Origin of the sequence: Bradyrhizobium sp. (assembly GCF_004799405.1) — a bacterium.
Classification (GTDB): Bacteria; Pseudomonadota; Alphaproteobacteria; order Rhizobiales; family Xanthobacteraceae; genus Bradyrhizobium.
This window is the reverse complement of the sequence record NZ_SSMW01000130.1, coordinates 93,316-110,303: the sequence shown is the minus strand read 5'-3', so window position 1 is coordinate 110,303 and position 16,988 is coordinate 93,316. Positions and strand designations below refer to the sequence as shown.

At 63.5% G+C, this 16,988-nt stretch carries 17 protein-coding genes; 7 read left to right on the top strand and 10 right to left on the bottom strand.

What is annotated here, in order from left to right:
* Positions 1 to 12: 12 nt before the first annotated feature.
* From E7813_RS20515 to E7813_RS20500, 4 genes are all read left to right on the top strand, one after another.
* Positions 13 to 1,245 (top strand): Zn-dependent hydrolase, encoded by a 1,233-nt coding sequence (locus tag E7813_RS20515; RefSeq protein WP_291577018.1) that lies wholly within the window; start codon positions 13 to 15, stop codon positions 1,243 to 1,245.
* Positions 1,246 to 1,362: 117 nt separating this feature from the next.
* Positions 1,363 to 1,629, top strand: a complete 267-nt coding sequence (locus E7813_RS20510; RefSeq protein ID WP_291577016.1) for a hypothetical protein — start codon at positions 1,363 to 1,365, stop codon at positions 1,627 to 1,629.
* Positions 1,630 to 1,739: 110 nt separating this feature from the next.
* Positions 1,740 to 2,771 carry a PrsW family glutamic-type intramembrane protease gene (locus tag E7813_RS20505; RefSeq protein ID WP_291577014.1) on the top strand — a complete coding sequence of 344 codons (1,032 nt, stop codon included), beginning with the start codon at positions 1,740 to 1,742 and terminating at the stop codon, positions 2,769 to 2,771.
* 67 nt (positions 2,772 to 2,838) lie between these two features.
* Positions 2,839 to 3,411 carry an HdeD family acid-resistance protein gene (locus E7813_RS20500; protein ID WP_291577012.1) on the top strand — a complete coding sequence of 191 codons (573 nt, stop codon included), beginning with the start codon at positions 2,839 to 2,841 and terminating at the stop codon, positions 3,409 to 3,411.
* Between the two features lie 3 nt (positions 3,412 to 3,414).
* Here the strand turns inward: E7813_RS20500 and E7813_RS20495 are convergent, their stop codons facing one another.
* From E7813_RS20495 to epmA, 3 genes are all read right to left on the bottom strand, one after another.
* Positions 3,415 to 3,666, bottom strand: coding sequence for a hypothetical protein (locus tag E7813_RS20495; protein WP_291577011.1), 252 nt, complete (start codon positions 3,664 to 3,666; stop codon positions 3,415 to 3,417).
* 78 nt (positions 3,667 to 3,744) lie between these two features.
* A complete protein-coding gene (locus E7813_RS20490; RefSeq protein ID WP_291577010.1) occupies positions 3,745 to 4,881 on the bottom strand; it encodes a lysine-2,3-aminomutase-like protein in 1,137 nt (378 codons plus the stop codon).
* Positions 4,878 to 5,942 (bottom strand): EF-P lysine aminoacylase EpmA, encoded by a 1,065-nt coding sequence (epmA, locus tag E7813_RS20485; protein WP_291577009.1) that lies wholly within the window; start codon positions 5,940 to 5,942, stop codon positions 4,878 to 4,880. Before epmA ends, E7813_RS20490 begins: the two co-directional genes overlap by 4 nt.
* Before the next feature lie 198 nt (positions 5,943 to 6,140).
* On the opposite strand from epmA, the gene efp reads away from it, so the two are divergent.
* A complete protein-coding gene (efp, locus tag E7813_RS20480; protein ID WP_291577008.1) occupies positions 6,141 to 6,707 on the top strand; it encodes an elongation factor P in 567 nt (188 codons plus the stop codon).
* A gap of 78 nt (positions 6,708 to 6,785) precedes the next feature.
* Complete coding sequence (locus tag E7813_RS20475; protein ID WP_291577007.1) at positions 6,786 to 8,357, top strand: peptidoglycan DD-metalloendopeptidase family protein; 1,572 nt, start codon at positions 6,786 to 6,788, stop codon at positions 8,355 to 8,357.
* A 71-nt stretch (positions 8,358 to 8,428) separates the two neighbouring features.
* Here E7813_RS20475 and E7813_RS20470 read toward each other — a convergent pair whose 3' ends face one another.
* Positions 8,429 to 9,394, bottom strand: coding sequence for a dienelactone hydrolase family protein (locus tag E7813_RS20470; protein WP_291577005.1), 966 nt, complete (start codon positions 9,392 to 9,394; stop codon positions 8,429 to 8,431).
* Positions 9,395 to 9,680: 286 nt separating this feature from the next.
* Here E7813_RS20470 and E7813_RS20465 point away from each other — a divergent pair, with 286 nt between their 5' ends.
* A complete protein-coding gene (locus E7813_RS20465) occupies positions 9,681 to 10,928 on the top strand; it encodes a lytic murein transglycosylase (RefSeq protein WP_291577003.1) in 1,248 nt (415 codons plus the stop codon).
* Between the two features lie 11 nt (positions 10,929 to 10,939).
* Here the strand turns inward: E7813_RS20465 and E7813_RS20460 are convergent, their stop codons facing one another.
* The 6 genes from E7813_RS20460 to E7813_RS20435 all read right to left on the bottom strand — a co-directional run bounded on the left by E7813_RS20460 (position 10,940) and on the right by E7813_RS20435 (position 16,970).
* Entirely contained in the window at positions 10,940 to 11,368 is a 429-nt protein-coding gene (locus tag E7813_RS20460; RefSeq protein ID WP_291577002.1) for an NUDIX hydrolase, read from the bottom strand.
* Positions 11,369 to 11,373: 5 nt separating this feature from the next.
* On the bottom strand, positions 11,374 to 13,215 hold the full coding sequence (gene recJ / locus E7813_RS20455; RefSeq protein ID WP_291577000.1) for a single-stranded-DNA-specific exonuclease RecJ: 1,842 nt from the start codon (positions 13,213 to 13,215) through the stop codon (positions 11,374 to 11,376).
* A 114-nt stretch (positions 13,216 to 13,329) separates the two neighbouring features.
* A complete protein-coding gene (locus tag E7813_RS20450) occupies positions 13,330 to 14,049 on the bottom strand; it encodes a haloacid dehalogenase type II (protein ID WP_291576998.1) in 720 nt (239 codons plus the stop codon).
* A 65-nt stretch (positions 14,050 to 14,114) separates the two neighbouring features.
* The gene (locus tag E7813_RS20445; RefSeq protein WP_291576997.1) at positions 14,115 to 14,564 is read right to left on the bottom strand and encodes a GNAT family N-acetyltransferase; all 450 of its coding nucleotides are present in this window, start codon (positions 14,562 to 14,564) and stop codon (positions 14,115 to 14,117) included.
* Between the two features lie 8 nt (positions 14,565 to 14,572).
* Entirely contained in the window at positions 14,573 to 15,571 is a 999-nt protein-coding gene (glpX, locus tag E7813_RS20440; RefSeq protein ID WP_291576996.1) for a class II fructose-bisphosphatase, read from the bottom strand.
* A gap of 79 nt (positions 15,572 to 15,650) precedes the next feature.
* A complete protein-coding gene (locus E7813_RS20435; protein ID WP_291576994.1) occupies positions 15,651 to 16,970 on the bottom strand; it encodes a homoserine dehydrogenase in 1,320 nt (439 codons plus the stop codon).
* Positions 16,971 to 16,988 lie beyond the last annotated feature (18 nt).

The following is a 16,988-nucleotide window of genomic DNA, read 5'->3' as shown; positions in this document are numbered from 1 at the left end:
GGAGCGCGGCCCATGCCTGACCATCCGTTTCAAGTCGACGGAGCCCGGGTTCTTTCGGATCTCAATGCGCTGCGCGCCATCGGCACTTACAAGACCGGCGTCCACAAGCCGACTTTTTCCGAACCCCACATGCGCTCGCTGCAGTGGCTTGCGCGGCGGCTTGCCGAGGCGGGGCTTGCCGCCACAATCGACGGCATCGGCAACGTGCTGGGCACCAGCGAAAAACCCGGCCCGAAACTGTTGGCGGGCTCGCATCTCGAAAGCCAGAATTACGCAGGCTGGCTCGACGGGCCGCTCGGCGTCGTCTATGCGCTCGAAGCCGCCCGCGTCATCAATCCCGACGCCAGCGCGGCCGGCGCCGTTGAAGTGGCGTCATGGTGCGATGAAGAAGGACATTTCGGCAGTTTCCTCGGCAGCAGGTCCTATGTCGGCGCGGTGACCGAGGCCGATATCGACGCGGCACGCGATCGCAACAGCGGCCAGACCATGCGGGAAGCGTTGCGCGAGGTGGGCCTTGCCGGCCTGGCGCGCGTAACAGCGGAACGCGGCCGACACATCGGATATCTCGAGGCGCATATCGAGCAGGGACAGACGCTTGAAAGCGGCGGCCTTGCGATCGGCATCGTCACCTCCATCGTCGGTATCTGGCAGTACCGCATCACCTTTAGCGGCGAGCAAAATCATGCCGGAACGACCCGGATGGACGTTCGCAAGGATGCGGGGCTGGCGCTGGCCCGGTTTTGTGTCGCCATCGACGACCGGTTCCCGCAGCTCAGCGGACCGCGCACGGTGTGGACCACCGGCCGCATCACGCTCGACCCCGGCGCACCCAGCATCATCCCGGGACACGCGGAAATGCTGTTCCAGATTCGCGACGCCGACCCTGAGGTGATCGGCCGGCTGGAGGAGGAACTGCAGAGCATGGCTGCGGAGTTCAGCGCTCAAGGCCGCTGCAATGTCACGGTGGAGCGCATTCGCACCGGCGCTCCCGCCATGATGGACGCCGGATTCCAGCAGGCCATCGAGGAGGCGAGCACAGCCTATGCCGGCGGCAAGTCGATCCGCATGCCCAGCTCCGCCGGTCACGATGCCCAGGTTCTCGCCACCATCATGCCTGCGGGCATGATGTTCGTGCCCTCGATCGGCGGCATCAGCCATCACTGGACCGAAAACACCGCCGATGCCGATATCGTCAGGGGTGCCGAGGTGTTCGTTGACGCCTGCCGCAGACTGCTCGCGAAATAAGCCCTAACGTTAAGGTCGGGAAACGCTGGCAAACTTGTTGATTTTGTTGAATAGTCTTCCTTCGTTCGGGAGCGCCGGCATTTCAAAGCCTGGTTCTGCAGCCAACAAGGAACTGAAATGAGACGCTTTGCATTGCTCGTCGCGATTTGTGCGCTGTCGCAGACTGCGGCCGCCCAGACCTCGGAATGCAAATCGATCCCGGATTCCACTGCAAGACTGGCCTGCTACGACAAAGCCGATAAAGCGGCGTCTCCTGCATCATCGGCAAAGCCGGCGTCGCGGGCGCCCGTCGCGAAAGTCGACCGCAACAAATTCGTGGATTCGATCAGCGCCGAAGACGCCCTGATGAACGCCAGGCTGAAGAATATCTGCCGCGGCTGCTGAGCAAATGCTGCTCCGGGTGCGGGTTCCCGGACAGGCCGCCGCCGGCGGCGCGTGCACATCGGCGTTATGAGCGGTAGATAACGCGAAAAAACGGCATATCTGCCATCACGATGAATATCCTTGCCTCGCTTCCCACTGTTGTCGGCACCGCGGCGGTCGCACCGGCGCTAATGGTGTTATGGCTGGTGATCGCCGCCGACGAGCGCCCCGGACCGCCCGTCAAGGTCTGGAGCGCGTTTCTGCTCGGCGCGGCCAGCATCTCGCTGCTGGGCGTGGCACGCGCGCCCTTCATGCCGATCCTGAACGCGCCTGAAAATCCCTGGGTCACGCAGGTGGTGAATTCGGTATTCGGGGTCGCAGCTCCTGAGGAAATCGTCAAAATTCTCGTCATCGTCGCGGTTTCAGCCCGCCGTCCGCGTTTCGCCGATCCGATGGACACCGTGGTCTATGGCGCGGCAGCAGGCCTCGGCTTTGCGGCCTACGAAAACCTGGCCTATCTGGTGCAGCATCAGGAGATATGGCAATCGCTGGCGGCGCTGCGCAGCGTCCTGACCGTGCCGTTCCACGGTTCGCTCGGCGTCATTGCCGGCGCCTATCTTGCGATCGCGCGCGCCGGTACCGCCCTTGGCGCCCACCGGCACCACCGCGATTGGGCCCGCATCTCAAGCAGGACCCTGATCCTGCTGGGGCCGCTGGCGCTCCATTCCGGCTTCGATTTCCCGCTATTGACGCTGCAACAACATCCGGACCTCGATCCAACCACCAGAGTCATCCTGGGCACCGTCAGCGTGCTGATCGGGTTCAGCTCCATCGCATTTGCAGCAAGGCTGGTGCGGCGGGTCGGCCGCCATCACGCCCCGCGCACCGACACCGCCCGCGAGCGGCTCAGCCATTTGCGCCGGATGTGGGCGCTGTTGGTGACGGGCGGCGGCGCGGGATTTGCCGGCTTGGCCTTCGTGCTGTCGTCGATCCATCACTGGCTGGTGAATCCCGAACGCAACACGGCGCTGGTTCTGGTCCCGCTCGGCCTGCTGTCGATCCTGATCGGCTCGGCGCTCCTGGTGGTCACCACCACGATCTATATCCTCGGCCGCAACCGGATGCGCAACGCGCCACGGGGTTTTTCATCCGAACAAATTTGACCCCGCGGGGTTTGCGCGCGCTATACTGGCGCGTCATTTCCGCCGTGCCGGCATCGGGAGATTTCAAATGACCCTTCCCCAGGACATCACCAATCTGCAATCCAAAATGAGCGCCGCCGTTCGCGAGCATTGGAAGGCCTTTCTGTTCGAAGGTATCCTGCTGGTGATTTTGGGACTGGCGGCGATGATCGCGCCGCTGATCGCGGGCCTCGCGTTCACGATTTTCCTTGGCTGGATGTTCCTGATCAGCGGCGTCGCCGGGCTGGTGATGACGTTCTGGGCGCGGCAGATGCCGGGCTTCTGGTGGTCGCTGCTCTCGGCCGTGCTGGCCGTTGGCGCCGGCATCATTCTTTTGGCGCGGCCCGCGCAAGGCGTCCTTACCCTCACCATCGTGATCGGCGCCTATTTCCTCGCCGAAGGCGTCGCCACCATCATGTATGCGCTGGAGCATCGCCGCGAATTGTCCGAACGCTGGAGCTGGATGCTGTTCTCCGGCGTGCTGGATATCCTGATCTCGGCCATGATCATCACGGGGTTGCCGGGTTCGGCGGAATGGGCGATCGGACTCCTGGTCGGCATCAACCTGGTGTTCGGCGGCGCGTCGTTGATCGGAATGGCGGCCGCAGCCCGCAAGGGTTAAAGTCTAGCAACCGCGGCAAATGCTCTTGAGCTTGCGGTCGAGAAGGGCGTCCTCGCGATTGACGGGATCGTTGGGGTCGCTGAGGTTTTTCTCGGAAGGCACCTGATCGGCGCGCGGCTGGCGATGACCGACCGGCGCTTCGTGACCGGGGCGGGCCGGGCTTGCAGCGGGGGTCGAGGGACCCATGCCGCCGGTTTGCCCCAACGCCATTGAATTGAAAAGCACCAGCGCTGCCGCTGCGATCAGCTTTCGCATCTGAGTTCTCCACCAACAGAGAAACGCAACCCGCCTCCGGCGGTTCCGGACTCTCGCCCCTCCTCCGCTTGCCGTCCGTCAGTCGGGCGCCGGAGGATAGAGATGAACGTCACCGCAATAGTCGACGACACGATAGCGCGATTCAGGATGCGGTTCACGTTCCCCGGGAGAAGAATTTGTCCCGGATGAAGAATTTGCGTGGGAAAAAACATCCGCATGCGAGAGATAATTCGGCCCGACCGGCGCCTTGCCGTGGCCGCCGGGAATATCGAGCACATATTCCGGCTGGCATAGTCCGGACACCCGCCCGCGCAAGTTTCGCATCAATTCCTGCCCCCGCGCCAACGTCGTGCGCAGGTGCGCAGTGCCGGGCGCGAGATCGCCGTGGTGCAGATAATAGGGCTTGATCCGGCATTCGACGAGCGCCCGCATCAGTGCTTCCAGTGCCGCTTCATTGTCATTGACGCCGCGCAGCAGCACCGACTGGCTCACCATGGGGATACCGGCATCGATTATTGCAGCGCAGGCGGCGCGGGCGGCGGCGCTCAATTCCCTGGCGTGATTGGCGTGCAGCGCAACCCAGCTCACGGCCCCGCCGACCTTCAGCGCCGCGACCATTTCGCGACCGACACGCGCGGGATCCGCCACCGGCACGCGGGTGTGGAGGCGGATGATCCTGACGTGATCGATCGCGGCGAGGTCGGCCATGACTTCGGCAAGCCGCCGCGGCGACAGCATCAAGGGATCGCCGCCGGTCAGGATCACTTCCCATATTTCGGGATGCGCGCGGATATAGTCGAGTGCGTCGCGATAGACGTCAGGGGTCAGCGCGGTCGCCTTGCCCGGCCCGACCATTTCGCGGCGAAAACAGAAACGACAATACACCGCGCAAACATGGACCAGCTTGAACAGCACCCGATCGGGGTAGCGATGCACGATGCCGGGAACGGGCGAATGCGCGCGATCGCCGATCGGATCGGCGCTCTCGCCCGGTTGCATCACCAGTTCCTCGGCGCTCGGAATGAACTGCCGCGCAATCGGATCGTCGGGATCGTCAGCGTCGATCAGCGCGGCAATATCGGGCGTGACGGCGATCGCATAGCGTGCCGCCACCTTTTCCAGATCGGCAAGCGCCGAAGCCGGCGCCAGGCCGAGCGCGATCAGCTCCTCGGGCTGGCGCAACGTCGCGGCAAGATCGAGACTGGTCCGGCTCATGCGTCACCCGGCGGCGGCGTCCATACCACCTGATCGATCCGGCGCGCACCGCTCGCCAGCATCACCAGCCGGTCGAACCCGAGCGCGACGCCGCTGGCGTCCGGCATCTGCGCCAGCGCATTCAGGAAATCCTCGTCGAGCGGATAGCGTTCGCCATAGCGGCGCTCTTTTTCATCCATGTCCCGGATGAAGCGGCGGCGTTGGGTTTCCGCATCGGTCAATTCGGCAAATCCGTTGGCAACCTCGACACCGCAGGCATAGATCTCGAAGCGTTCGGCGACGCGCGGATCGGACGACTTTGCGCGCGCCAGTGCTGCCTCGGGCGCCGGATATTCAAACAGCACCGTCAGGCGCCCCTGCCCCAGTTGCGGTTCGACGTGCTCGACCAATATCTTGCTGAAGATGTCCGACCAGGTGTCATCGTCCGCGATCCGCACCCGCTCTCGTGCCGCCGCCGCCAGACTATCGCGATCGCCCCGGCCGTCGGCGATGGTCGCCAGCAGATCAATGCCCGCGAAGCGGTCGAATGCCATCGCCACGGTCAACAGCTCCGGCTCGGCAAAGGGATCGGCGGTCTTTCCGCGAAACGAAAATCGCCCGATGCCGGTCGCTTGCGCGGCATGGGCGATGATGACAACGGCATCGGCCATGACGAAGTCGTAGGTCGCATTGGCGCGGTACCATTCCAGCATGGTGAACTCCGGCAGATGCAGGTCACCGCGCTCGCGGTCGCGAAATACCCGCGCAAGCTCGAAAATCCTGGTCTCGCCGGCGGCCAGCAGTTTCTTGCAGGCGAATTCCGGCGACGTCCGCAGGTACCGCGTCGCGCGGGTGCCGTCGGCGCGGTTGAGTTCGGTGCGAGGCGCATGCAGATGGGTCTCATTGCCGGGCGAAACCTGCAAAACGCCGGTTTCGACTTCGACAAAACCCTGTTCGTCGAACCATACCCGGACGGCCTTGGTGATGGCCCCGCGCGCGGCCAGAAACGGCCGGACGTCGGCGTGCCGGGCCGGCGTCCACCATGGCGATGGTGCGGATTCGCTTGCGGGTTTTTCAGTCATTCGATCCATGTGTGCCAGGAAGCGATCGGGTGGGACGAACGTCGGCCATTTTTCGCCCCTTCAGTCGTCCGCCGGCGGCCCCGTAAAACGCTGGCATCGACCGGCAAAATCAGTATGTTGCAGCCCGAAACCGCTTCGCCGGCCTCGGGACGATCATGTCCGGATCGGTCCCGGGCCAGAATATCAGGAAAAACAGCTTTGAAAGTCATCGCCAGTTCTATTCGCAAGGGCAACGTCATCGAGCAAGACGGCAAGCTCTACGTGGTCCTGACCGCCGAGAACATCCATCCCGGCAAGGGAACCCCGGTCAGTCAGATCGAAATGCGCCGGATCAGCGACGGGGTGAAGATCTCGGAACGCTACAAGACCACGGATCAGGTCGAAAAGGCGACCATCGAGGACCAGAATTTCAACTACCTCTACAAGGATGCCGACGGCTTCCACTTCATGAACAACGACAATTACGATCAGGTCCAGGTACCCGAGGACATCATCGGCAGCGCCGCGGCTTACCTGCAGGAAAACATGACCGTCAAATTGTCGCTGCACGGCGCCATTCCGGTGGCGATCCAGATGCCGCAGCGCGCCACGCTGCAGGTGGTCGAGACCGAGCCGGTGACCAAGGGGCAAACCGCATCCTCGTCCTACAAGCCCGCAAAACTGTCCAACGGTGTGCGCACCAACGTACCTCCCCATATCGGCACGGGGACGCGGATCGTGGTCATGACCGAGGACGGATCTTACGTCGAACGCGCCAAGGATTGAGGAGCGGCCGGACCTGACGTGACGCCGGAGGCGACGCCATTGCGACCGAAGGTTCCTGGGGTTTGCGGTCTAAGCTTGATGGCGTGCCTGTCGGCTTCACTGATCGCCGGGACAAGCAGGCTTTCCGCCGACGAGTTCCGCACACCTTCAATTTCAGCGGCGCGCGTCGAATGGCGCGCCGTCGTCGATCAGCTGCGGTCCGAGATCGGCATCGAGCCGGCGGTCGTATCCGCCTTCACGTTTTCCGGCCAGCGCCGGGTGCCCGCCTACGATCCACGTTCGACGCCGGCGCTGGTGCAATTGAACGCGATTAGCTCGGAGATATTCACAGGTATCGGGCGCAGTCCGGTGCCGGTGCTGCTGCCGTTCGACACCGCGGCGTTCGTTGAGGCGCGGCTGAATGGCGTTTCTGCCAGCCTTCCGATCTCGCACTATCAGGCCGACTTCCGACCCGTCGACCTGTTTGACGCGGGGCCTGCCGGTTACGACGCGGTGTTTTCGCTGGAGCCCAGCGCTGGCGAAGGCATGCCGCAACGGACCTTTGCCAAACCCGTCGAAGTGCAGATCACCGGCTCGATCCTGACCTACGACATTGCCGATCCCCGCGGCGGCAAGGGCGAACCGGTCAAGGCGCTGGCGGCGCAATTCCCCGATCTGCGCCGTTTCATCCGCGAAGGCTATGTGCGTTACGCCTTTACGCGCTTCGGCATTCCCTACGTGGTGTCGATCCAGTGTCTCGACAGCACCTCGCGCGCAAAGCGGCTCGCCTGTCGCGAGGCCTATCCAGTCGCCGAGCGTTTCCTGAAAGCACTGCGCATCGCCGGTGGCCAGCCCTCGCGGCCGCGAATGGATATTCCGTCCGACATTGCCGAACGGCCGGCGGAACTCTCGTCCGATTTCACCTATCGCCCGAGCGGCGACATCGTCGCCAACAGCGGCTATCACAAACAAAGCGGGCATGCCGACCTCACCGCCTATTCGCAGATCCGCTTTCCGCTGGAAAAGTCCCCCGCCTTCGCCAACTCGCAATCGTTCCGTCGCAAGCCGGCGTCCGGCGGGCCAGCCGGAAATTACGCCTATCCATGGCGGGATAATTTTTGCGAGGCCCGCAACTTCGAGGTGGGACAATGCGCCAACGGCTATGGGCATCAGGGCCAGGACATCCGCCCTACCGCCTGCCCGCTGCATGACAGCGAGCGCGAACGTTGCGAGCTTGACAAGCAGGCGGTCGTCGCGGTCCGCGATGGTGTGGTGGTCCGCTCGCTCAAACAGCAGGCGGCGATGTTGCAGATCAACACCCGCAACGAGCACATCCGCTTTCGCTACATGCACATGAACCCGGCGCGCCTGGACGCCGACGGCGTCCTCAACGGACGTCAGGTCGAGGAAGGCGAAAAAATCGGCGTCGTTTCAAATTATTTGGACCATCCCAACGGTACCACGCGCCACCTGCATTTCGACGTGCAGGTGTTTACGCGGGACGGCTGGCTCTGGGTCAATCCTTACGTCACGCTGATTTCGGCCTATGAGCGTTTGATCCGCGGGCGCGGCAGCGAGTTCGGGCCCGAGCTCGCCACGCCTCCTGCCGTGGCGCACGCACTGCCCGAGGATGTGCTGCGTCTCGACCCGCACGAGGGCAGCGAGAACTAGGCGCGGATTCATAATGATGCCGCGGGATGCGGATATCTACGAGCCTCAAATCTGATCTCAATCAGTACGCCCTACCGTTGGAGATTTCGCTGAAGAAACCGCACCGCATCGGCGATCGATTGTGCGCGAACCGCAGCATCAAATGCCATGGAATAGCCCGGAGATTCACCCATGCAGGCGCCGAAGGTGGCTGGGTCAAACGGCTTTGTTTGGCCGTCGACGAGCAACATCGGCCGGTTTGGCCCGAACAGAATAACCGGACATTTCTTCGTGCTGACCAACTCTGGGTAAAAGCGCAAGGTAACCAGGTTGGAAGCCGTCCACGCATGGTACGCTCCAGGGTAGGTCACGGTTTCGATCGGGGCCGGATTCCCAGCGGCTCGAGCGTAACCGAGATAACTCTCGACCTTCGCCACCGGCAGATTGTCATCTTTTTCGCCGAGCAACATCAACACCGGCGAGCCGGTATAGGCGCCGGATTCGGCAATCGCGCCATAACTCAAGGCGGGATAGAAGGCGACGTGCGCGGCAAATCGACTTTGTCCGGGATTTAGCGCCGATCTAATCCGCTCAAATGCCGTCAGATGAGCCACTTCAGCACCGAACGAGAAGCCCAGGATGGCAATTCGATCGGCGTCGATCCTGGGCTCGCTCGCGAGTTGCCGTAGCGCGGCGTAAGCGTCGGCGACACCGGCGGGGAAATAACCCGGCAACCCCTGCATCGCAGCCCCCGTCGTTCCGCGCGCGGCAAAGCTGTCATAGGTCAGGGTGGCGAAGCCTGATTTGCGCAATTCGGCAGCGACATAGCCTTCATTGGCATCACGATAGCCGCCAAGCGTGTGAACGACGACGACGGCGGGATGCTGATCCCTTGCCTCTTCCGGAAATTCGAGATTCGCCCGGACCGTAACCGTTCCGGTTGCGGCCTCTCGCGTCAGAATCTGGCGAAAGTCGCCGTAGGTGGCAGATTGAAACGTGACGGTGGTGCCTGCCTGCTGGCAACGTCCAACCGCTGTTCCATAGGCGATGGTCGCCATCAGGACGCATAAAACCTGGTACATGAGAGCGCCCTCTGCTTCGCCACGATCCGGCAGACTTACATGCGCACTCCGCGGCGCAACCATCCTGGAGAGGCCTGACAGGCTGAACGGGACGAAGATCATCGCTGGCCCGGCACTTGGCAAGGGGTGCAATCTCCCGGCCGCGTCATTTCGGTGCGCTGCAGAATATGCTCGCTATCGGGCGTAGGACTCCGGCAAGCCGTCCGCCCGGCAGATTCATAGCCGGTCCAAAATTGCCGCAGACCTGCGCTAGACTGAATCGATGAAACAATCTGATTCTCGTAAAACCTTGACGCGCCGCGCGCTGCTTCGATCATGCCTTGGATTTTGCCTTGGCGCCGGCGCCCTGCTCGCGCACCCACCGGGCGCATTCGCCGCAGCGCCGCCCGGTTTCGATCGATGGCGCGATGGCTTTCGCGCGCGGGCGCGGGCCAAAGGCATTTCGGACGCGACATACGCTCGCGTGATGGGCCGCATCGAGCCCGACATGTCCGTGTTCGATCAAATGAAAAGCCAGCCCGAATTCGACGAGCAGATCTGGCAATACATCAACCGCCGCGTCTCCGACTGGCGCATCATCGCCGGCAAGGAAGCGCTGCGGAAGAACCAGGCGTTGTTCGCGCGGATCGAACATGATTTCGGCGTCGAGCGCGGCACGCTGCTGGCGCTGTGGGGGGTGGAGTCCGCGTTCGGCGATCCCCAGGTGCAGGAAAATCATATGCGACCGGTGTTTCCGTCGCTCGCTGCACTCGCCTGGAATGCGCCGCGCCGCCGCGCCTATTGGGAAACCGAACTGATCAACGCGCTGAAGATCGTCGATCGCGGCTGGAGCAGTCCTGCGGAAATGCGGGGATCGTGGGCCGGCGCGATGGGGCATACCCAGTGGATGCCTGAAGTCTGGCTCAATGTCGGGATCGACTACGATGGCGACGGCCGGGTTTCGCCGTTCGGCAAACCGGATGACGCGCTTGGTTCCACCGCTCGTTTTCTGGTCGATCGCGGCAAGTATCACCGCGGCGAACATTGGGGCCATGAGGTGCGTGCGCCCGGTCCATCGTCCGGCGGCAACCGGACCTATGCGGCATGGTCGAGCGCCGGAATCTCGCGCGCCGACGGCCAGCCGTTTCCGCAGCCGGGTGCGAGTGCGAAGATGTGGGTGCCGGTGCCGGGCGGGCCGGCTTTCCTGCTCGGTCCGAATTTCTATGCGGTGCGCAGCTACAACCCTTCCATGAACTACGCGCTGGCGATCTGCCATCTCGGCGATCGCATTCTGGGCGCGCCGCCGTTCCTGCAATCGTTCCCGGGCTCCGAGCGCGCGCTGACGCTGGCCGAAGTGCAGGAAGTGCAAACACGATTGACCAAAGCCGGCTTCGATACCGGTGGCACCGATGGCCGTGTCGGCAACGACACCATGCAGGCGGTAAAGGATTATCAGGCCAGGATAGGGCTATTGCCCGCGGACGGCTACGCTGGATTGAAGGTGCTGGCGCGGCTGAGACAAGGCAGTTAGTGCGCCGGTGGTCAGTCCGTCTCGCCCACCGACGCCCGCTGTGCGAACAGGGGATAGTCGCTATCGACGATGTTTTTTAGCAGGCGCATCTCGCTGACGCTGAACCAGCGTAGTTCTGTATGCTCATCGCAGACATTAGCGGGTTCGCCGCCTCGCCAGGATGTGACAGCATAAACATGATGCAATGCCTCGCCGTAGAGTTCAGGCTGCCGCTCTTTCACCCTTGCGATTAATCTGAATTGTGTCGGCGTTGCGCCCACTTCTTCCTGGGCCTCGCGGACCAGCGCGTCTTCGAGGCTCTCGCCGTCCTCAACGCGCCCACCGATTGTGTCCCAATGCAGCGGCCATGATTTCTTCGATGGCGCTCGCAAGCCAAGAAGCACTTTACCGTCTCGGCCGATAAACAGCGCTCCCACGGTTCTCGCGATCTCTTCCGGCATTTGTCTTACCTGATCACCGCCGGTCCCTGATCCGGGACGGCAACATCCATCACCCGCAACTGCACCCGCTCGGTGCCCTGCCAGCGGTCGACGGCAAGCGATCCGGCCACATGAAGCGGTTGGCCGCGATGCTGCGTCAAGGCATTGCCGAGCTTCTGGCCGATCGAACGGAACGCGATGCCGTTGACGATAGCGCCGTCGCCGGACTTGAACCGCACCCGCAAATGCGACTGCCCCACTTCATCGGCGTAGACCAGTTGATGCGACGGCAACGCCACCACCGGCTCAGGATTGCCGGACCCGAACGGCCCGGCGCGATTGAGGGTTGCGGCCAGTTCCGGCGTGACTGCGCGGGCGCTGACCGCCCCGTCGATGAACAGTTCATTTTCGTGGCGCGATTTGGCGACATCGTCCGCCAGCGCGCTTTCCATATAGGCGCGGAATTCGGCCAGACGTTCCTTGCGCAAGGTCACGCCGGCCGCCATGGCATGCCCGCCGCCCTTCATCAGCAATCCATCCTTTACCGCCTGACGCACGGCCTTGCCGAGATCGACGCCGGAGATCGAACGGCCCGAGCCGGTGCCGATGCCGCCCGGCTCCAGCGCAATGGCGAACGCGGGACGGGAGAATTTCTCCTTCAGGCGCGATGCGACGAGACCGACCACGCCGGGATGCCAGCCTTCGGAGGCTGTAACAATGACAGAGCCCTTGTCCTCAAGCCCGAGCGAAGCCAGCGCCTCGGCCTCGGCCTGTGCTTCCGCCATTTGTTCGATCAGGCGACGCTCGGTGTTGAGCCGGTCGAGTTCGGCCGCAATCCGCGCGGCTTCGGAGACGTCGCCCTCCAGCAATAGCCGCACGCCGAGATCGGCACGCCCGATGCGGCCGCCGGCATTGATGCGCGGCCCCAGCATGAAGCCGAGATGCCAGGCCTCCGGCGGCCCGTTCAGCCGCGATACATCCATCAGCGCGGTATGGCCGACATGATCGCGGCGGCGCATCGCGATCAGGCCTTTGGCGACAAAGGCGCGGTTCAGCCCGATCAATGGTGCGACATCGGCGACGGTGCCGAGTGCCACGTGATGCAGCATGCCGAGCAGATCCGGCTCCGGCATCTCGCCGGTCCAGAAGCCCCGCGCGCGAAGTTCACGGTTCACCGCGACCAGCGTCACCAGGACGAGGCCGACCGCGGCGAGATGACCGAGGCCCGACAGGTCGTCGGGCCGGTTCGGATTCACCAGCGCCTCGACCTCGGGCAATTCGTCGCCGCTTTGATGATGGTCGATGACGACGACCGACATGCCGAGACGCTTGGCTTCAGCCAGCGGCTCGAAACTGGTGGTGCCGCAATCGACGGTCACCAGCAGCGTCGCGCCCTTCCCCGCCAGCATGCGAACGGCTTCGACGTTGGGACCGTAGCCTTCGAAAATCCGGTCGGGGATGTGGATCAGCGGATCGAGCCCGCAATGCCGCAGGTGCCACGCCAGCAGCGCCGCCGAGGTCGCGCCGTCGACATCGTAGTCGCCGAAGATTGCAACCTTCTCGTTTCGGGTGGCCGCATCCGCGATGCGTCTGGCGGCGGTTTCCATCTGGGTCACGGTATGGGGATCGGGCATCAACTTGCGGATGGTCGGATTGAGGAAGTCCTCCACCGCGTCGATCTCGACATCGCGCCCGGCCAGCACCCTCGCCAGCATTTCCGGCAACCGGTAGCGTTGCGCGATCGCCAGCGCCCGCGCCGTGCCGCGCGCATCGAGCCGGTCGCGCCACACCTTGCCCGTCGCCGAATGCGAAACGCCGAGAAACGCCGGCGGCGTTTCAACGGGAAGTACGGATGCGGGAAGCGTCATGATACCTGCAGCAGATAGGCGAGATCGGCGCAGGTTCAATGATTCGTGCGCGCCGGTCCTGACTTATACCCGTCATCCCCGCACGACGGCCGGGCGCTTGGGCGCGGCCGCAGCCTAACACCCCATCCGGTCGGCGATCCCGCCAAAATCCTTGGCAACGATGTCCCAATCGCCATCAGCCTTGGAATCGCGTTTCTGCAACGGGCCGTATTCGGTCGGTCGTGCCACGAAGGCGGTCTTCAATCCCCATTCTTGCGCGGCCTTCAAGTCGCTGTTATGCGCGGCCACCATCATCACCTGCTCCGGCGGCAGGCAAAGCAACCGCGCCGCGCCGAGATAGGTTTCGGGGTCGGGCTTGTAGTGTTCGAACAGTTCGGCCGACAGGATCAGGTCCCACGGCAGGCCGGCGAATTTAGCTATGTTCGTGAGCAGCGCGACATTGCCGTTGGAGAGCGGACTGATGATGTATTTCGTCTTCAGCCGGGCCAGTCCGGCCACGCTGTCCGGCCATGCATGAAGCCGATGCCAGCCACGGGTGAGGTAATCCAGGTCGGCGTCGGTCAATCCCTGGATCGAGAACTGCGCGACCAGCTTTTCCAGCGACTGCCGATGCAGTCTGTCCAGTATGATATAACCGCGTTCCGGATGCTTTCTCACCTCATCCATCGACGCGGTATAGGCAGCGCGCCAGCCATCGACCAGGGCGGTCCAGTCGGCCTTGATGCCGCGTATCTGCGACCATTTGGTGAAATCCGCGATCAGGCTCGAGCGCCAGTCGACCACGGTGCCGAACACATCGAACACCAGCGCCTTCACTGCGAAAATATCGGACATACCACTCCCTGTTCTTTCGTCATTTGCGGGATGAAGCGTTGGCATCCCGTAATGACGCCTATTGTTCAGAGCACCTTGCGATACTGGATGAAGCCGAGATTGTCGGCCATCTTGTCGTAAAGCGCGCGCGCCTGCGCGTTGCCGGATTGCGTCAGCCAGTAAACCCGGCTCGCATTCGCCGCCAGCGCTTTGGCGCAGACCGCATCGATCAAGGCCCGACCGAGCCCACAGCCCCGCGCCGTCTCCGCCACGAACAGATCTTCCAGGTAGCAATAGCGGTGGGTCGCCCAGGTCGAGCGATGGAACAGATAATGCGCGAACCCCGCGAGTTCGCCGTCGACATAACCGCCCAGCGCAAAGATCGGCTCCTCCGGATCGTGAAACCGGGTCCATGTGAGATCGCTGATATCCTGCGGCAGCGCCGTCTTGTAGAAGGCGAGATAGCCGGCCCACAGCGGATTCCAGGCTTCCCGCTCGTCTTCGCCGACCGGCCGTATCACCACATCGGTATCCATCGCTTTGCTCAATCGAGGTGAAATTTGTCGAGTTGCCGGTGTTCGGCCTTGATATAGCGCACCGTGCCGGTGACCGAGCGCATCACCACGGTCTCGGTTTCGATGACGTCCTTGCGGAACTTGACGCCCGACAACAGCGAGCCGGTCGTGACGCCGGTTGCAGCGAACAGGCAGTCGCCCTTCGCAAGATCCTCGATGCCGTAGATCATCCGGGGATCGGTGACACCCATCTTGCGGGCGCGCTCGCGTTTTTCCTCGGTGTCGAGAATCAGCCGGCATTGCATCTGACCGCCGATACAGCGCAGCGCCACCGCCGCCAGCACGCCCTCCGGCGCGCCGCCGGTGCCGATATACATATCGACACCCGTGTTGTCAGGATCGGCACAATGAATCACGCCGGCCACGTCGCCGTCGGTGATGAGGCGAACCGCGGCACCGGTGCCGCGCACGCCATTGATGATATCGGAGTGGCGCGGACGATCGAGCACCAGGACCGTAATCGCTGAAGCGTCGACACCTTTTGCCTTGGCCAGGCGGCGAACATTATCGGCAGGCGAAGCATCGAGCTCGACGACGCCCTTGGCGTAACCCGGGCCGACGGCGATCTTCTGCATGTAGACATCGGGTGCGTGCAGCAGCGTGCCGGCATCCGCCATCGCCATGGTCGCGATCGCGCCCGGCATGTTCTTGGCGCACAGCGTGGTGCCCTCCAGCGGATCGACGGCGATATCGACCTGCGGGCCGGCATTGATCCCGACCTTTTCACCGATGAACAGCATCGGCGCCTCGTCGCGCTCGCCCTCGCCGATCACCACAGTGCCTTCGATCGGCAGCTTGTTGAGCTCGCGGCGCATCGCGTCGACCGCGGCCTGGTCGGCCGCTTTCTCGTTGCCGTGGCCGCGCAGCCGCGCGGCCGAAACCGCGGCGCGCTCCGTCACCCGCACGATTTCGAGCGTCAGAATGCGCTCCAGCAACAGCTGCGGGGGAACGGAAATATGGGTCGACATCGTAAACTCCCTGGGACGTCACCGCGGGTCTTTCGGCCCGCAAATAGTGGTTTCGCGCATCGTCGGTTCGGACCTTACGCTAGTTTTTTTCGATCCGTATTACCTGCGGCCGGCCGCTGATCACCTTGTCGTGCTGCACGGCCTGCAGCGCACGATGAACCGCATCCTCGCTGGTCGCATAGGTAATCAGGATGACCGGCACTGGGGAAGTTTTCCCTGTGGCACCCGTAACGTCAACGCCGTCGGGGTGGCGCTGCACAATGGATTCGATGGAAATCTTCTGTTCGGCCAGCCGCGTGGCGATCGCGGCCGCAGTGCCCGCGAGGTCGCGCGCCATCAGGCGGATGTAGTAGCCGCCCTCATGACGCTCCATCGGCGCCTTTTTGATCGCGCGCAGCCGTGCCACCGGACGCCCGAACGGCTCGGCGCGGATGCCGCGCGCCACATCGGCGATGTCGGCGACCACGGCCGATGCTGTTGCCGCGCCGCCCGCGCCTGGCCCGACCAGCGTAATCGGCGGGATGCCCTCGCCATCGATGGTGACCGCATTGGTGACGCCCATAACTTGAGCGATCGAGGACGATTTCGGTACCATGGTCGGATGCACGCGTTGTTCGATGCCTTTGGCGGTCCGCACCGCCACCCCGAGCAGCTTGACGCGAAAGCCGAGCTGTTCCGCGGCGCGCAGGTCTTCCGGCTTGATCGAGGAAATGCCTTCGACATAAACCGCGCTCTGCGCCACCCTGGTGCCGAAGGCGAGGCTGGCGAGAATGGCCAGTTTCTGCGCGGTGTCGTGGCCGTCGACGTCGAACGACGGATTGGCCTCGGCGTAACCGAGGCGCTGCGCATCCTTCAGGCATTCGGCGAACGACAAGCCTTCCTGTTCCATCCGGGTCAGGATGTAATTGCAGGTGCCGTTGAGGATGCCGTAAACGCGATTGACTTCGGTGCCCGCCAGGCCTTCGCGCAAGGTTTTGATGACGGGGATGGCAGCACCCACCGCCGCCTCGAAATTCAGCGCGCCGCCGTGCTTTTCGGCGAACTTCGCCAGCCGCAATCCATGCCTGGCGATCAGGGCCTTGTTGGCGGTGACCACCGATTTTCCGGATTTCAGCGCCGCCTCGATCGCCGACAGCGCGGGCTCGCCGGCCCCGCCCATCAGTTCGACGAAGCAATCGATGCCGGGATCGTTGGCCAAATCCAGCGGATTCCTGGCCCAGGCGATGCCGCGCAGGTCGATGCTGCGCTTCTTCACTTTCGAACGCGCGGTGACGGCGACGACGCGCACGCCGCGTCCGCAGCGCGCCGACAAAATCCGGCCTTGCTGCTCGATGAGGCGGACGACTTCGGCGCCAACAGTGCCGAGCCCCGCAATACCCACTTTCAGGGGTGCGACCATGACGCGAAGAGCCTACTG

Bases quoted from the DNA above. Each gene is read 5' to 3' on its own strand.
- E7813_RS20515 (WP_291577018.1), top strand. From the start codon at position 13: ATGCCTGACCATCCGTTTCAAGTCGACGGAGCCCGGGTTCTTTCGGAT.
- E7813_RS20510 (WP_291577016.1), top strand. From the start codon at position 1,363: ATGAGACGCTTTGCATTGCTCGTCGCGATTTGTGCGCTGTCGCAGACT.
- E7813_RS20505 (WP_291577014.1), top strand. From the start codon at position 1,740: ATGAATATCCTTGCCTCGCTTCCCACTGTTGTCGGCACCGCGGCGGTC.
- E7813_RS20500 (WP_291577012.1), top strand. From the start codon at position 2,839: ATGACCCTTCCCCAGGACATCACCAATCTGCAATCCAAAATGAGCGCC.
- E7813_RS20495 (WP_291577011.1), bottom strand. From the start codon at position 3,666: ATGCGAAAGCTGATCGCAGCGGCAGCGCTGGTGCTTTTCAATTCAATG.
- E7813_RS20490 (WP_291577010.1), bottom strand. From the start codon at position 4,881: ATGAGCCGGACCAGTCTCGATCTTGCCGCGACGTTGCGCCAGCCCGAG.
- epmA (WP_291577009.1), bottom strand. From the start codon at position 5,942: ATGACTGAAAAACCCGCAAGCGAATCCGCACCATCGCCATGGTGGACG.
- E7813_RS20475 (WP_291577007.1), top strand. From the start codon at position 6,786: ATGGCGTGCCTGTCGGCTTCACTGATCGCCGGGACAAGCAGGCTTTCC.
- E7813_RS20470 (WP_291577005.1), bottom strand. From the start codon at position 9,394: ATGGCGACCATCGCCTATGGAACAGCGGTTGGACGTTGCCAGCAGGCA.
- E7813_RS20465 (WP_291577003.1), top strand. From the start codon at position 9,681: ATGAAACAATCTGATTCTCGTAAAACCTTGACGCGCCGCGCGCTGCTT.
- E7813_RS20460 (WP_291577002.1), bottom strand. From the start codon at position 11,368: ATGCCGGAAGAGATCGCGAGAACCGTGGGAGCGCTGTTTATCGGCCGA.
- recJ (WP_291577000.1), bottom strand. From the start codon at position 13,215: ATGACGCTTCCCGCATCCGTACTTCCCGTTGAAACGCCGCCGGCGTTT.
- E7813_RS20450 (WP_291576998.1), bottom strand. From the start codon at position 14,049: ATGTCCGATATTTTCGCAGTGAAGGCGCTGGTGTTCGATGTGTTCGGC.
- E7813_RS20445 (WP_291576997.1), bottom strand. From the start codon at position 14,564: ATGGATACCGATGTGGTGATACGGCCGGTCGGCGAAGACGAGCGGGAA.
- glpX (WP_291576996.1), bottom strand. From the start codon at position 15,571: ATGTCGACCCATATTTCCGTTCCCCCGCAGCTGTTGCTGGAGCGCATT.
- E7813_RS20435 (WP_291576994.1), bottom strand. From the start codon at position 16,970: ATGGTCGCACCCCTGAAAGTGGGTATTGCGGGGCTCGGCACTGTTGGC.